Here is a 14908-nt window from a genome sequence, read left to right as displayed (position 1 = left end):
GTCAGCAGGCGCAGGCGATGCCCGAGCGCGGGGCGGTCAGGTCGTCGACGGGGCGCTGCTCGGTGCCGGTCGCGGTGTCGTGGGCGAAGCCCTCGCGGACCCAGTACTCGAAGCCGCCGAGCATCTCCTTGACCCGGTAGCCGAGTCGGGCGAAGGCCAGCGCCGCCCGGGTCGCACCGTTGCAGCCCGGCCCCCAGCAGTAGGTCACCACGGTGAGCGCCGGGTCGATCAACTCCGGTGCCAGTTCGGCGATCCGGGCGGTCGGGAGGTGCAGCGCCCCGGGGATGCGGCCCTGGTCCCAGGCGGCGGCGCTGCGGGTGTCGACCACCACGATGCCGGGCGCACCGGACGTGAGGTCGGCGTGCACGTCCGAGACGTCGGCCTCGAAGGCCAGCCGGGCCGCGAAGTGGGCGGCGGCGACGGCCGGTTCGGCGGCGGGAACGTTCAGGACGGCGCTGTCGATCGCGGGGGCGGCGGGGGCGGTGGTGGACATGCGGGTGCCTCGTCTCTGCGCTCGCGCGCTCTCGGGAGGGGGGAGCCGACCCGGGGTTCCGTCCCCGGCCGGCGTCGACGCGTCCCATTCTGGGCGGCCGGGCCCCGGCCCCACGAGTGGCGCGACCGCCCACGACCGTCAAGATCCCGCCAGCCGTCCCGGCAGCCCTCCCGCCGGGTCCCACCGGCCCTCACGCCAGCCTTCCCGCCGGCTCGGCCCGGCGCGCGTCCGCCCCGGTCGGGCTGCTAGAAATCCCTGGTGGACGATCACCCCGAGCCCCCGACCCGGCGCCTGTTCGTGGCCCTGGCCCCGCCCGACGCGGCCAAGGACGAGCTGGCCCGCGCCCTGCGGCCCGTCTACGACGCCCACCCCCGGCTGCGCCGGAACCGGATCGAGGACTGGCACATCACCCTGGCCTTCCTCGGTGAACTCCCCAGCGGCGCCGTCCCGTTGCTCCGCTCCGCGCTGTCCGGGACCGCCGCCGCCCGCCCGGCGCTGCGGCTGAACCTGCACGGCGGCGGCCACTTCGGCGGGCGCCTGCTGTGGAGCGGCGTCGGTGGCGACCTGGACGGGCTGCACGACCTCGCCGCCGAGGTGCGGCGCCTGGTCAGGTCCTGCGGGATCGACTTCCTGGAACGGCCGCTGCGCCCGCACCTGACGCTGGCCCGGGCCCGCCGCGACGACCCGGAGTCCGTCCCGGCGGCGGCCGCCGGACTGGCGGGCTTCACCGGCCGCGACTGGCACACCGCGCACCTGCACCTGGTCGGCAGCAACGTCGGCCGCGGCCCGGGCCCGATCCACTACCGCGACCTGACCGCCTGGCCCTTCGCCGCCCCGTCCGGCCGCAACCCCCTTGCCGATGAGGCCGATTGACCCGCGCGGTGCGCGAACGTTACATCGGGCCGCCCGCCCCCGAGCTGTGGTGAACGCCGTAGCGGCCGCCGCCGGGACCGGCCGCGGATTGACAGGCCCGGAACCCGCTCGGACGCTGGGGGCGCTCCGCCACCCCCACCCCACCCGTCCGGCCCCGCGGCGTGCCCCGGGACCGGCGCACCCGCCGGGAGGAACACCCCCATGCTGTTCCGCAGCAGACCAGCCGGGCGCCGTCGCCCGCTCGCCGGGGCGGCCGCCGCCCTGGCCGTGGCCGCCGCACTGCCGCTGTCCGTCGCCGCGCTGCCGCTCTCCCCCGCCGCAGCCGACCCGGTCGGCGGCGGCGACGTGACGGTCACCGTCGACGCGGGCGCGGGCCTGGGCACCCTCGATCCGGCCGCGCTCGGCGCCAACACGGCGATCTGGGACTCGGCCATGAACGACCCCGCGGTGGCCGCGCTGTACCGGGCCGCCGGGATCGGCGCGCTGCGCTACCCGGGCGGCTCGTACGCCGACACCTACCACTGGGTCGACAACTCCGCGCCCGGCGGCTACGTCGCCCCGGGCACCGGGTTCGACGCCTTCATGGGGACGGTCCGGGCCACCGGGGCGCAGCCGATCCTGATCGCCAACTACGGTTCCGGGACGGCCCAGGAGGCCGCGGACTGGGTCCGGTACGCCAACGTCACCAAGGGCTACGGGGCGAAGTACTGGGAGATCGGCAACGAGATCTACGGCAACGGGGTGTACGGCAGCGGCTGGGAGCACGACACCCACACCGACAAGTCGCCCGACCAGTACGCCCGGGAGGTGAAGGCGTACGCGGCGGCGATGAAGGCCGTCGACCCGAGCGTGAAGATCGGCGCGGTACTGACCATGCCCGGCAACTGGCCGGACGGCATCGTGGCGGCGGGCGACAGCGGCGACTGGAACCACACCGTGCTGGCCGCCGTCGCGCACGACGTCGACTTCGTCAGCGTGCACTGGTACCCGAACGCCGGTGGCGGCGACCGCTCGCTGGACGCGGTGCGGCAGCTGCCCGGCGAGCTGCGCGAGGTGCGCGACCTGCTGGACCGGTACGCGGGCGCGGACTCGGCGCGGATCGGCATCGCGATGACCGAGGTGAACTCCGACTCCGGCAACGGCGCGCTGACCAGCCGCCCGAACGGGCTGTTCGCCGCCGAGGCGGTCAGCACCGCGCTGGAGAACGGCGTCTTCACCGTGGACTGGTGGGACACCCACAACGGCGCGGGCCCGATCAGCACCGTGAACGGCGAGACCGACTACGGCGACATGGGGATGCTCTCCAACGGCAGTTGCACGGGCGCGGTCTGCGAGCCCGCCGTGCACACCCCGTTCGCGCCGTACTACGGCATCAAGGCGGTGGGCGCGCTCGGCGATCCGGGCGACACCATGGTGGCCGCCGCCCCGGCGGGGCCGGCCGGGGCGGAGGTCTCCGCGCACGCGGTGCTGCGCGCCGACGGCAGCCTGGGCGTGCTGCTGCTGAACCGGAGTGCGACCGCGCAGCACGTGGTCGACCTGCGCTACACCGGCTTCACCGCCGACGCCGCCGCCCCGGCGGTGCTGCGCTGGGCGCCCGGGGACACCGGCCCGGTGGACGCGACCGGCACCGCCACCGCCGCCTCGGCGACCCTGGCGCCGTACTCGCTGACCGTGCTGACGGTCCGTCCGCAGGCCGGCACCGGCTCGTCCGCGTCCGCCGTGGGTGCCCCGGGCACCCCGCGGACCGCCTCGGTGGGCGCGAGCACCGTTGCGCTGGAGTGGCCGGCCGCGACCGGGGCGGTGGACCGCTACGAGGTGTACGAGCAGCTCGGCACCCACACCCAGTTGCTCGGCTCGTCCACCGGCACCTCGGCGACGCTGTACAACCTGCCGCCGGGTTCCCGGCACACCGTCAACGTGCTGGCCCGGGACCGGGCGGGGCGCCTGTCCCGGCCCTCCGTCCCGCTGGCCTTCACCACCGGCACCCCCGCCGACAGCACCTGCGCGGTCTCGTACCGGCTGACCGCGGGCTGGGGCAACGGCTTCGTCGCCGACGTGGCGGTGAGCAACCTCGGCCCGGCGGACGTCGACGGCTGGACGCTGGACTTCGACTGGCCCTCGGCCGGGCAGTCCGTCGGCTCCTGGTGGAACGCGAACGTCACCGCCGCGGGGCAGCACGTCCGGGTGACCAACGGCTCCGGCAACGCCCGGCTCGCGCCGGACGGCGGCACCGCGGCCTCGTTCGGCTTCGTCGGCGCCAACAACGGCGCCAACCCGTCCCCGACGGTGTTCCGGCTGAACGGGACGGTCTGCCGGACCGTCGGCTGATGCCCCCTCGGGTGCCGCCCCGGACCGGTCGACCGGTCCGGGGCGGTCGGCCGGTCCGGGGCGGTGCCGTCAACCCCGGTGGGCGGGGCGTCCTTCGTGCGGATGAACCGGGGGCCGACGGGTTGTGGCGGCGGCGGCCGGGGGCAGAGAGTCGACCGTGGCCGTAACCGGCCGACCGTCCTCCGTTTTCCGATCCCGTGGAGCAAGTGATGTCCTCGACCCTCAAGCCCGGTGAAGCCCTCGCTGTCGACGAGGAGCTGCTGTCCGACAACGGTCGCTTCCGGCTCTCCCTCCAGTCGGACGGGAACCTGGTGCTGTCCGACCTCGGCACCGGGCAGCCGCTCTGGGCCACCGCCACGGACGGCCGCGGCGCCACCAGCGCGCAGATGCAGGGCGACGGCAACTTCGTCCTCTACGGCGGCCCCGGCGAGGTCCTCTGGTCGACCGGGACGGACGGCAGCCCCGACGCCTACCTCCGCCTCAACGACGACGGCAACCTGGTGGTCGGCGGCGACCGCACCCGGTGGGAGTCCGGCACCCGGGTCGCCGACGTGCGGGCCGCCGAACCCGCGCCCGTCCAGGCGTTCGAGCCCGAGCCGCAGCCGGAGCCGCAGCCCGAGCCGGTCCAGCAGCAGACGTACACCGTCCAGAGCGGCGACAGCCTGTGGGCGGTCGCCGAGCGCTTCTACGGCGACGGCAGCCAGTACCAGCGGATCGCCGACGCCAACGGCATCGCCAACCCGGACCTGATCAACGCCGGTCAGACGCTGGTCATCCCCTGACCGCGCCGCACCCCGGCCACCCGGGCGGCCCGTCCTCGCGGCGGGCCGCCCGTCGGCTTTCCCGACCCTGCCCCTGTCAGGCCGCGCAGCCGAGCACGGCCCCGTCGGCGTGCTCGGCGGCGGCCAGCCGGCGGATCAGCACGCCCCGGGCCCGGCTGACCCGGGAGCGGACGGTGCCGACCGGACAGCCCGTCAGCTCGGCCACCTCCTCGTAGGGCAGGCCGAGCAGCGCCGTCAGCACGAAGGCGGCGCGGCGCTCGGCGGGCAGCGCGTCGAGCAGTTCGCCGAGCGCCACCCCCTCCTCGAAGCCGGGCAGGCCGCGCGGCTGGACCCGCTCGGCGGCGGACTGCCAGTCCTCGGTGTCCAGCAGCCGGGGCCGGCACGCGGCGAACCGGTGGCGGTCGACGACGGCGCGGCGGGCGATGCTCAGCAGCCAGGTCCGGGCCGAGGAGCGCCCCTCGAACCGGGGCAGCGCGCGCAGCGCCCGCAGGTAGGTGTCCTGGGTCAGGTCGTCGGCGGCCTGCGGCTCGCCGCTCAGGTGGGTGACGAACCGTCGGACGTCGGCGCGGGTGGCGCGGACGAACCGCTCCACGGCCGCCGGATCGCCGCCGCGGGCGGCCAGCGCCCAGGCGGTCACGTCGCCGTCGTCCTCGCGCCCGCGCACGGCGGCGGGGTGCGACGGCTGGAAGGCAGGGGTCATCTCCGGGTGTCCTCGCTCGGGAGACGGGAGCGGCCTCCGGCGGCCGGTCCTCGAACCCCCGCCGTCGCCCGGAGGACGGACCGGGACCGGAGGACGGGCCGGGCCCGTGGGGCGGGCGGGGGTTCGAGGACGGGCTTCGGGGCCGCGGGGCGGTCCCCGGGCGCGCCGCACCGGCACCGCGGTCGCAGCGTCCGAACATGGACGCGGGCGCGGGCACGGTGGCGGCCGGGGCGGCACCCCGGGGGTGACGGTCCGTCGGGCGACGGGCCGTCAGGCGGCGGCGGACACCGCCGGCGGGCCCCGGGTGGCGAGCGAGTGGACCAACAGCCGCACCCGCGGCCGGAGATGCCCGGCCCGGGGGCGGCGACCGCGCGGCGGGGGCGTCGGGCGGGCGACGCCGAGCACCAGCAGGACGGGCGCGAACAGGCGGGCCGCGGCGGTGCGGGCCAGGCCGTGCACGGCGCGTTCGCCCGCCGCCAGCCACAGGCCGAGCAGCAGCGCGGCCAGCAGGTGCGCGCCGAGCATCCCCAACCCGCCCGCGCCGCCGCCGTGCTGATGGAACGTCAGAGCCATCGCATGCTGCGCCGGCTCCGCCGGGCCAGGGGCGTCGTCGAGCGGGACGACGGCGAACCCGTCCACGGGGGCGAGCCCGGCCGCCTCGGCCAGTTGCGCGGCCCGCTGCCCGCTCACGGGGCCGGCGCCGCACAGCAACTGCGCCCACTGGGCGGCGAGTCCGCCGGGGGCGGGCGCTACGTCCCCGCCGAGCGAGAACACCGCGTGCAGGACGGCCTGGACCCCGACGGTCAGGCCGGTGACCAGCAGCGGCCCGCGCTCCCGGCCGGCCGTCAGCCAGCCCAGCAGCCCGGCCCCGCCGAGCCCCGCGGCCAGCCCCCACCCCGGCACCGGGGCACCGGCGGCGAGCACGTGCGCGACGGCCGCGAGCAGCACGCAGGCCGCCGCGAACACCGCGGCCCGCCCTGCCCGTACCACCCGTCCCGATTCCATGGCGGGCCCATCGTCGCACCCGCCCCGCCCTCCGGAGGCCGTCCGCCCGCGAGTTCCACCCGACCTCGTGAATGTGACTCACATCACACCAACCCTCCGGGAACCCGCCCCTCCCCCGGGCCGACCACTGCTCCGACCCGATCCTCAGGAACAGGAGAACCACCGCCGTGCGCGAACCCGCCCTCCCCCTCGCCACCTTCTGCGGCAACTGCAACTGCGGCTGCCCGCAACTCTTCCTCGACCCGGACGCCCCCGAGGACCGGCGCGTCCGCCTCACCGACGACTTCGGCCAGCAGATCCAGATGAGCCTCGACCAGTTCACCGACCTCATCACCCAGGCCAAGTCCGGCGCCCTCGACACCCTCACCCCGGCCTGACCCCCACGCCCGACCGCGCGTCGCACCCGACCGGTCGAGGCAGCCCACCCCGAGTCGGCGCCGCGTTCCTGCCGCCCCTTCACGAGCCGGTGGGCACCGCGCTCAGACCGCGTTCGAGATCTGTCCGCGTTCAAGATCTGCCGGGGTCGACGGGCCGGCAGGGCGATCCGCCTCGGTGCTCGATAGGACCGGCCGGTCGGAGGGGATGTGATGGTGCAGGTTCTGTACAGCGGGGACCCCGGAGAACTCGAACTTTCCGGGACGCGTCGAGAACTCCTGGCGCTCGGGCAGTTGTTGCGGGGGAAGGCCGGCAGCTGTGACCTCTCGGAGAACCAGCACCCCTTCCCCTACGAGGGGTCGCTGTCCGGTGTCGCGTTCCGGGAGGACCGGGAGCACGACACCGTTTCGATCGTGGCGGAGGACCGGATCCTGTGGATCCGGGGAGGGCGGGAAGCCCTCTACATCCTCGCCGAGAACATCGAGGACTTCGCGGCCGAGGCGGACGCGAGCCATCACTGCCACGTCGACTTCCCGACGTACGACTACATCGCGCCGGAATCGAACCCGCTGGTGATCACGTTCATGAGGTGAGCGGAGAGCCTACGGCCACACGGCGATCGAGCCCGCCGGGCGCAGCGCGGGAAAGCGATCATCGCCCCGGAACGGGCCGGGCCAGTCGCGTAAAACGACGATGCCCTGAGCCACTTCCTTCGCATCCTCGCCGATGCGTCAGCCACACCAAGAGCCTTGTTGGCGGAGGAAGTCGAGATCCGACGATTCGCCAGCAAGGCAATATTCAGGCGGACGACCACGTGTTGATCATGCCATCGTTCGATCTTGGAGTGAGACTGCCATATCAGGTGATTCACTCTTGTTCATGACACCTCTGAACGCCATCGTTGCCCTGTGGATCGTATGGATACTCGTCACCATGCTGTTCATATCGCCGGCATGGACATATACCGTCCGACGCCCCGGTCGACTCATACAGAGCCGGCTCCGCCCGGTGCGCACCCGTGCCGAAAATCGGAACATCGAAAGTGCAGACCGGGTCCGGCTTGCACTGGTGGAATGCAGTGTTCCCGAAGGCGCGCTACTCGACTTCACCATGGTGGCCTTCCGATCCACGGCATTCGGCGTCCACAAGGTCGGCGTGCTGGCCACCTGGGCGGTGCCGTTCCTGTTGGCGCCAGCAGCAGAAGGAGCTGCAGACCCTACTGCACGCCAGATCGCTGTCGTCTACGCCATGATCCTCATCACTGGGGCACTGGCCATTGCCGATGCTCGGGCCACCGCCCGCAGTACTGTCTTCGCCTCGACCACACGGGCAGCCGTGAACGTGGTCGAACTCCTCGCCGCCACCGGTGAGTCCGCCCGCCGGGCGAAGCGCCACCAGAGTCTCACCCAGGCACTCTCCGACGCCATCAACACCCTGTGCCAAGCGGTGCTGACACAGGCGACAGCCCTGTCGGCTCATGCAGATCCGCACGCGAGGGCCGAGAGCATCTCCATCGCACAGCGCCTGGTCGCCAATCTCAAGGACGAGCGCTCAAAGTTCCTCCAACGTCCCGAGGAGAGCAAGACACGCATCGCCCAACTCTGCACAGCCGTCCTTGCCCAAGCCACCCAACGGCACGAGAGCGGACTGCACTCGACCCTGGTCGTCGACCCCGCCGTCCTGCGCCTGGAGCTCGACTGGCGGCCCGTCCGATCGTCACGCCGCCGCGTCGTCCTGGCCGTTGCGGTCCAAACAGCCATGCTCGCCGTTCTGCTTGGCGTCATCATCACACTGACGCACTTTCAGGTCCCGGAGGCCGTGGTCCTGCTGGTCTTCATGCTCGTTGCGGCTCTGTTCGCACGAATCCTGATCGCTCTGGACCTACCCGCCACGGAATGGTTGAGGATCGCCCGCCGCTGACCGGACATCCGTGCACCCCCGCGTCCACCGCACCGGGCCTCGAAGGGCTTGCGCCGCGGCCGGGAGATCATGATGTGGTCAACGTGTACTCCTGGAGTCCGCTCCGGGATGGTTCGGTCGAGTGGAACAGGAAACAGGATGAAGGTCGCGTTCGGGTGGAAGCTGCACGGGGACGGGAGGTCGCCGCGGCCCGGGGCGGTGGTGAAGCCGGACGAGCGGCTGTCCTGGGGGCGGACGGTCGGGCTCGGGGCGCAGCACGTGGTGGCGATGTTCGGGGCCACCTTCGTCGCGCCCGTGCTGATGGGGCTGGACCCGAACCTCGCGGTGATGGTGTCGGGCGTGGCGACGGTGTTCTTCCTGCTGGTGACGCAGGGTCGGATTCCGTCCTACCTGGGCTCCAGCCTGTCGTTCGTCGGCGTGGCGGCGGTGATCAAGACCCAGGGCGGGGACGCGTCGACGCTGACGGGTGCGCTGCTGGTGGTGGGCGCGGTGCTGGCGGCCTGCGGCGCGGTGGTGCGCGGCTTCGGCGCGCGGGTGGTGCACGCGGTGCTGCCGCCGGTGGTGACGGGCGCGGTGGTGATGCTGATCGGATTCAACCTGGCGCCGGTGGCGGCGGGGACGTACTGGCCGCAGGACCAGTGGACGGCGTTGCTGACGATGGTGTTCACCGGTCTGGCGCTGGTGGTGCTGCGCGGGTTCTGGTCGCGGATCGCGATCTTCCTGGGGCTGGTGTTCGGGTACGCGGTGTCCTGGCTGTTCGACCGGGTCTTCGGGCGGATCCACTCGGCGGTGGGCGGCAGCGCGGCCACCGACCACTGGCGGCTGGACTTCTCGGGCGTCGGGAAGGCGGACTGGATCGGCCTGCCCTCGCTGCACGCGCCGAGCTTCTCGGCCTCGGCGGTGCTGGTGGCGCTGCCGGTGGTGGTGGCGCTGATCGCGGAGAACGCCGGGCACGTGAAGGCGGTCTCGGAGATGACGGGCGATCCGCTGGACGACCGGCTGGGCGACGCGATCATGGCGGACGGCGCGGCGACGGTGCTGTCGACGGCGGTGGGCGGCCCGGCGACGACCACGTACGCGGAGAACATCGGCGTGATGGCGGCGACCCGGGTGTACTCGACGGCGGCGTACTGGTGCGCGGCCGGGTTCGCGGTGCTGTTCGGCCTGTGCCCGAAGTTCGGCGCGGTGGTCGCGGCGATCCCGGGCGGGGTGCTGGGCGGCATCACCGTGGTGCTGTACGGCATGATCGGCCTGCTGGGCGCGCAGATCTGGGTGCACAACAAGGTGGACCTGACCAATCCGCTGCACCTGGTGCCGGTCGCGGCGGGCGTGATCGTCGGCATCGGCAACGTGACGCTGAAGTTCACCGACTCCTTCGAGCTGGGCGGCATCGCGCTGGGCACCTTGATCGCGCTGCTCGGCTACCACGGCCTGCGCGCCCTGGCCCCGGCGCACCTGAAGGACCCCGGGCCGGCGAACACGCCGCTGCTGGACGAGGGCACCAGCGCGTACGAGGACTGAGCACGCGCCCGGCCCCGGGGCGGCGGACCATCCCGGGGCCGGGCAACTGCGGTGCAGGTCAGGAGAGTTGGGCGCCCGCCCAGTCGGCGTGGTCGCTGTTGATGCCGTTGCCGCCGTCGGTGACCCGCAGTTCCAGCGTCTTCACCCCCGCCACGCTGATGTCGACCGACTGCGTCGCGCTGCTCGGCGTCAGCACCCCCGAGCTCTGGTACAGCCGCACGCCGTCGCCCCACACCTCGAAGACCACCGACCCGTTCGCCGTGATCTCGTCGTCCACCCCCACGTCCGAACGGAACCGGCTGTAACCGCCGTTCAGGTTGTAGCTGATTGAGCCGTTGGCGTGGGTGCCGATCCCCTTCGGGTAGACGGTGCCGTTCAGGGTCAGCGGGTGGCCGTCGACGCTGCGGTCGCGCTGGACGCTGCCGAAGTCGCTGCGGGCGGTGGCCCACGGCACGTCGCTCAGGTCGGTGGCGGCCCCGGCGGCGCCGGTGGTGACGGTGGCGGTGTTGCTGGCGCCGGAGAGGTTGCCGGCCGCGTCGACGGCCTTGACGGTGTAGGCGTAGGAGGTGCCCGGGGTCAGGCCGGTGGCGCTGTAGGTGGTGCCGGTGGTGGTGGCGACCTGGACGCCGTCGCGGTAGACGGTGTAGCCGGTGACGCCGACGTTGTCGGTGGCGGCGCTCCAGCTCAGGTCGGCGGTGCTGGTGCCGACGGTGGCCGCGGTCAGCCCGGTGGGGGTGCTGGGCGCGGTGGTGTCGGCGGTGGTGCTGCCGGCGTCGGCGGTGACGGTGGCGCCGGGGGCGACCGGGACGCTCACGTAGGAGACGGTCTGGCCGTAGAGGGTCTTGGTCTGCGGGGTCTGCGCGACGCCGTTGACGGTGATCCTCGACGGGGTGCCGTAGAACTGGGCCTCCCAGGTGATGCTGCCGCCGCTGTTGTTGGTCAGCGTGGAGGCGGTGGTGCCGTTGTGCTTGAGCTTGAGGTCGTTGCCGCCGACCTTGAGGTGGTCCAGCTCCACGTAGGGGGTGTCCGCGGTGAGCCGGGAGACGGTGGCGACCTTGCCGTTCGGCGCGTCGGGCTGGACGCCCATCATGCCGTCGACGACGCTGCTGACCGCGAGGAAGGAGATCTCCGGGTAGCTGTCCCGGCCGGTCAGCAGCTTCTTCAGCCAGGACCAGCCCTCGGCGGAGCGGTTGTACTGGTAGAACGTCTCCGGCAGGTAGGAGGTCGCCTCGACGTTCAGGTCGTTGTCGTTGGCGGCGATGAAGTCGAGGTAGCTGCTGGTCCGCGGGCCGTGGTCGCCGAGGCCGGTGAGCATCATCAGGAAGCTGGCCTCGTGGCCCCAACTGCTGTAGCCGTTGCCGGCCGCGTCCTTGCCGCGGTAGTAGCGGTTGTTGGCGGAGTCGAACCAGTTGGCCTCGAAGTAGGCGCGCAGCCGCTCGGCCCGGCCGGTCCAGGTGGCGCTGCCCGCGCTGTCGCCCTTGGCCTTGAGGATGGCGGCGTAGGCGACCATCGACTGGTACTGGTAGCCGAGCGAGTCGCCGGCCGAGACCAGGTTCTCGTTCGGGAACTCGAAGAAGGTGGCGGTGTACTCGCCGTTCTGCTTCTTCGCCACCGGCTGCTCGGCGGCCGGGTTCGCGTCGTTCCAGCTGACCTCGTGACTCGCCAGGAACGGGCCCATGGTGGAGTCGTAGTACGCGGACAGCGTGGGGTCGTTGATCCAGTCCGCGTTGCCGGTCCACTGGTACTGCTTGTACGCCTTGGCCATCAGGTTGAACGGCGAGGGCAGTTCGCGGAAGCCGGTGCCGTCGATGTAGTACATCGCGCCGGTGGGGCTGTGCGCCCACAGCGGCCAGCCGTTCTGGCCGGGGGCCGAGGCGTCGGCGGCGAAGGTCTTCATCATGCTGTAGGTCTGGGCGTCCAGGCCGAGGACGTGCGCGCCGTCCGACTGGTGCGAGATGTCGCGGTTGTAGTACGACTCGCGGCTGGTGTAGGCGCCCCAGTAGCCGGGCTGCACGGTGCTGTGGTCGGCGTTCTGCAGGCGCCACCACTCGGGCTCGTGGCCCATCATCGGGTTGCCCGGGTAGAAGGCCATCCCGAGGGCGCGGTCCTTGCCCCAGTTGAAGCCGTCGTTCAGCGTGCTGTTCGGCGAGTTGATGCTCAGCTGGCTGGTCGGCGCGCCCACGTACTGCTGGACGGTGATCCGGTCGATCCGCGGCACCTCGCCCGCCGAGACGGCGGTCAGTTCGATGGTGTCGCCCGGCTTGAGGTCGACCTTGCTGCTGGTGCGGGTGTCGAGGTTCTTCGGGTCGGTGTAGTCGGTGCCCCAGCGCCGGTTGTTCGACCAGCTGTCCACCTGCACGGAGTTGACGGCCAGCCGGTACGCGACGCCGTTGGCGGTCATGCCGTTGTAGCGGGTGATCAGGTCGTACGTGCCGGCCGTGCCGGCGAACGCGGAGCGGGCCGAACTGGTCTGCCCGGCCACGCCCTTGGCGTAGGTGACGGTCTCGACCGGGTTGCCGTAGGCGCTGTGGGCGACCGTCTCGGTGGTGAAGTTGGTCAGCGACATGCTCTCGGCCTGGAGCACGTAGGGGCCGGCGGTCGACGCGGCGGCCGTCGGCGCGGGGGCGCCCGCCGCGAACGCGGGCGGTATCGCGACGGCGGTGCCGGCCGAGGCGACGAGTAGGGCGGCGGACAGGGCACAGGCCAGTCGGCGCATGCGCGGTCGATCCTCTCGGGGTGGGGGGAGCCCGGGGCCGTGGGGGACGGCGACGGGTGTTGGTGGAACGTGTGGGATTGCGTTGCCTATTGAGGGCTTTCCGGTGAAGATCTGTCAATACGATTGCACTGGACGACAGAAGACTTGCATGCCTCCCATGACTTTTATCCTGCAAGCTTTCATTCAGTATTGCGTGACATGTCACATGCGAGTAAGGTCCGGGCCGGTGCCTTGCCTTCGAGCGGACTCCAGCTCCTAGGGTGACCGCGGCGCGCCCACCCTGGGCACCCGGAGAAGGGGAACCACCATGCGTTACCGCGTCCTCGGCGGCACCGGCATCGAAGTCAGCACGCACTGCCTCGGCACCATGATGTTCGGCGCCGTCGGCAACCCGGACCACCAGGAGTGCGCCCGGATCGTGCACGCCGCGCTCGACCGCGGCGTCAACTTCGTCGACACCGCCGACATGTACTCGGCCGGGGAGTCCGAGGAGATCGTCGGCAAGGCCCTGCAGGGGCGGCGGGACGAGGTGGTGCTCGCCACCAAGGTGCACTTCCCGATGGGCGAGGGCCCCAACCGGGGTGGCAACTCCCGGCGTTGGATCGTCCGCGCCGTCGAGGACAGCCTGCGCCGGCTGCGCACCGACCGGATCGACCTCTACCAGATCCACCGCCCCGACCACCGCACGGACGTCGAGGAGACCCTGTCGGTGCTCGGCGACCTGGTCCGGGCCGGCAAGATCCGCTCCTTCGGCTGCTCCACCTTCCCGCCCGCCGACCTGGTCGAGGCGCACTGGACCGCCGAGCGCCGGGCGCTGCCCAAGTTCCGGACCGAACAGCCCCCGTACTCGCTGCTGGCCCGCGGCGTCGAGACCACCGTGCTGCCGGTGGCCCGGCGCCACGGCATGGGCGTGCTCACCTGGTCGCCGCTCGCCTCCGGCTTCCTGACCGGCCGCTACCGCCGCAGCGGCACGATCGACCTGAGCAGCGGGCGGGCCGCGCTGACCCCGCACCGCTTCGACCCGGCGCTGCCGGAGAACCTCCGCAAGCTGGACGCCGTCGAGCAGTTGATCGAGCTGGCCGAGGGCCTGGGCCGCACGCTGCCCGAACTGGCCGTCGCCTTCCCGCTCGCGCACCCCGCCGTCACCTCGGTGATCATCGGCCCGCGCACCCTCGACCAGCTGACCGGCCTGCTGGACGGCGCCGACCTGGTCCTCGACGACGCCGCGCTGGACCGGATCGACGAGATCGTCCCGCCCGGCACCGACCTCTACCGGGCCGACGGCGCCTGGCAGTCCCCCGCCCTGGCCCCAGCCGCCCGCCGCCGCCCGCTCGCCGAACGGGCCGCGGCCGACGCCTGACAGCGGGTCAGCCCGCGGCGGCCTCCCGCAGGGTCCGGGAGAGCGCGCCGCGCAGGCGGGCGAACTCGGCGCTGCCGCGCAGCGCCGCCGGATCGGTGGCGCCGTCGCGCGGCAGGTCGATCGGCAGGTCGGCGACCACCCGGCCCGGGTCGGCGGCCATCACCAGCACCCGGGAGCCGAGCAGCACCGCCTCGTCCACCGAGTGGGTGACGAACAGGACGGCCGTGCCGGAGCGGGCGGTCAGGGTGCGCAGCTCCTCCTGGAGGCGCTCGCGGGTGAGCGCGTCCAGCGCCGCGAACGGCTCGTCGAGCAGCAGCAGCCGGGGCCGGCCGGCCAGCGCGCGGGCGATCGCCACCCGCTGCTGCTGGCCGCCGGACAGCTCCCAGGTGCGCCGCCCCGCGTACCCGGCCAGACCGACCAGGTCGAGCAACTCGGTGATGCGGTCCGGTCGTTCGGCCCGCGGCAGGCCGTGCCGGGCCAGCGCGAACGCCAGGTTCCCGCCGACGGTGCGCCACGGGAACAGCCGGGGCTGCTGGAACACCAGCCCCGTGCCGCCGCCGGGCGCGGGCGGCGCGCCGTGCACCAGCGCGCTGCCCGCGGTGGCCCGCTCGAACCCGGCGACCACCCGCAGCAGGGTGGTCTTGCCGCACCCGGACGGGCCGACCAGGACGACGAACTCCCCCTCCCCCACCGTCAGCGACACCTCGGCGACGGCCGTCACCGCCGGCGCCCCGCGCCGCCCGCCGTACCGGACGCCCACCCCGTCCAACACGACGGCGGGCGCGGCGGGCACAGCTGACTCGGCGACGGACGCGACGGACGCGACGGCGGGCAC

Annotated in this window: 13 protein-coding genes; 8 read left to right on the top strand and 5 right to left on the bottom strand. The window is 73.1% G+C overall.

The features are described 5' to 3' along the window. Position 1: 1 nt before the first annotated feature. The gene (locus ACIOHG_RS17580) at positions 2 to 493 is read right to left on the bottom strand and encodes a rhodanese-like domain-containing protein (RefSeq protein WP_400951123.1); all 492 of its coding nucleotides are present in this window, start codon (positions 491 to 493) and stop codon (positions 2 to 4) included. A 258-nt stretch (positions 494 to 751) separates the two neighbouring features. Here ACIOHG_RS17580 and thpR point away from each other — a divergent pair, with 258 nt between their 5' ends. The 3 genes from thpR (at position 752) to ACIOHG_RS17565 (ending at position 4476) form a co-directional block, all read left to right on the top strand. Next, complete coding sequence (gene thpR, locus ACIOHG_RS17575) at positions 752 to 1366, top strand: RNA 2',3'-cyclic phosphodiesterase (RefSeq protein ID WP_400951120.1); 615 nt, start codon at positions 752 to 754, stop codon at positions 1364 to 1366. A 201-nt stretch (positions 1367 to 1567) separates the two neighbouring features. Continuing rightward, a complete protein-coding gene (locus ACIOHG_RS17570; RefSeq protein ID WP_400951117.1) occupies positions 1568 to 3694 on the top strand; it encodes a cellulose binding domain-containing protein in 2127 nt (708 codons plus the stop codon). A 209-nt stretch (positions 3695 to 3903) separates the two neighbouring features. Then, positions 3904 to 4476 carry a LysM peptidoglycan-binding domain-containing protein gene (locus ACIOHG_RS17565; RefSeq protein WP_400951114.1) on the top strand — a complete coding sequence of 191 codons (573 nt, stop codon included), beginning with the start codon at positions 3904 to 3906 and terminating at the stop codon, positions 4474 to 4476. Between the two features lie 76 nt (positions 4477 to 4552). Here the strand turns inward: ACIOHG_RS17565 and ACIOHG_RS17560 are convergent, their stop codons facing one another. Continuing rightward, positions 4553 to 5176 carry a sigma-70 family RNA polymerase sigma factor gene (locus ACIOHG_RS17560; RefSeq protein ID WP_400951111.1) on the bottom strand — a complete coding sequence of 208 codons (624 nt, stop codon included), beginning with the start codon at positions 5174 to 5176 and terminating at the stop codon, positions 4553 to 4555. Between the two features lie 270 nt (positions 5177 to 5446). Beyond that, positions 5447 to 6181, bottom strand: a complete 735-nt coding sequence (locus tag ACIOHG_RS17555; protein WP_400951108.1) for a hypothetical protein — start codon at positions 6179 to 6181, stop codon at positions 5447 to 5449. Between the two features lie 167 nt (positions 6182 to 6348). Here ACIOHG_RS17555 and ACIOHG_RS17550 point away from each other — a divergent pair, with 167 nt between their 5' ends. The 4 genes from ACIOHG_RS17550 (at position 6349) to ACIOHG_RS17535 (ending at position 9997) form a co-directional block, all read left to right on the top strand. Further along, the gene (locus tag ACIOHG_RS17550) at positions 6349 to 6558 is read left to right on the top strand and encodes a hypothetical protein (protein WP_400951105.1); all 210 of its coding nucleotides are present in this window, start codon (positions 6349 to 6351) and stop codon (positions 6556 to 6558) included. A gap of 210 nt (positions 6559 to 6768) precedes the next feature. Next, complete coding sequence (locus ACIOHG_RS17545; RefSeq protein WP_400951103.1) at positions 6769 to 7149, top strand: hypothetical protein; 381 nt, start codon at positions 6769 to 6771, stop codon at positions 7147 to 7149. Between the two features lie 286 nt (positions 7150 to 7435). Continuing rightward, positions 7436 to 8476 (top strand): hypothetical protein, encoded by a 1041-nt coding sequence (locus tag ACIOHG_RS17540; RefSeq protein WP_400951100.1) that lies wholly within the window; start codon positions 7436 to 7438, stop codon positions 8474 to 8476. Positions 8477 to 8614: 138 nt separating this feature from the next. Further along, a complete protein-coding gene (locus ACIOHG_RS17535) occupies positions 8615 to 9997 on the top strand; it encodes a uracil-xanthine permease family protein (RefSeq protein WP_400951097.1) in 1383 nt (460 codons plus the stop codon). Between the two features lie 58 nt (positions 9998 to 10055). Here the strand turns inward: ACIOHG_RS17535 and ACIOHG_RS17530 are convergent, their stop codons facing one another. After that, on the bottom strand, positions 10056 to 12713 hold the full coding sequence (locus ACIOHG_RS17530) for an NPCBM/NEW2 domain-containing protein (protein WP_400951094.1): 2658 nt from the start codon (positions 12711 to 12713) through the stop codon (positions 10056 to 10058). 307 nt (positions 12714 to 13020) lie between these two features. Here ACIOHG_RS17530 and ACIOHG_RS17525 point away from each other — a divergent pair, with 307 nt between their 5' ends. Next, entirely contained in the window at positions 13021 to 14073 is a 1053-nt protein-coding gene (locus ACIOHG_RS17525; protein WP_400951092.1) for an aldo/keto reductase, read from the top strand. Between the two features lie 7 nt (positions 14074 to 14080). On the opposite strand, the gene ACIOHG_RS17520 is transcribed toward ACIOHG_RS17525, so the two are convergent. Then, positions 14081 to 14908 carry an ABC transporter ATP-binding protein gene (locus ACIOHG_RS17520; RefSeq protein ID WP_400951208.1) on the bottom strand — a complete coding sequence of 276 codons (828 nt, stop codon included), beginning with the start codon at positions 14906 to 14908 and terminating at the stop codon, positions 14081 to 14083.

Source organism: Kitasatospora sp. NPDC088134 (assembly GCF_044741705.1).
Lineage (GTDB): Bacteria > Actinomycetota > Actinomycetes > Streptomycetales > Streptomycetaceae > Kitasatospora.
The sequence above is the reverse complement of the archived record's forward strand: the minus strand, read 5'-3'. Positions and strand labels throughout refer to the sequence as shown.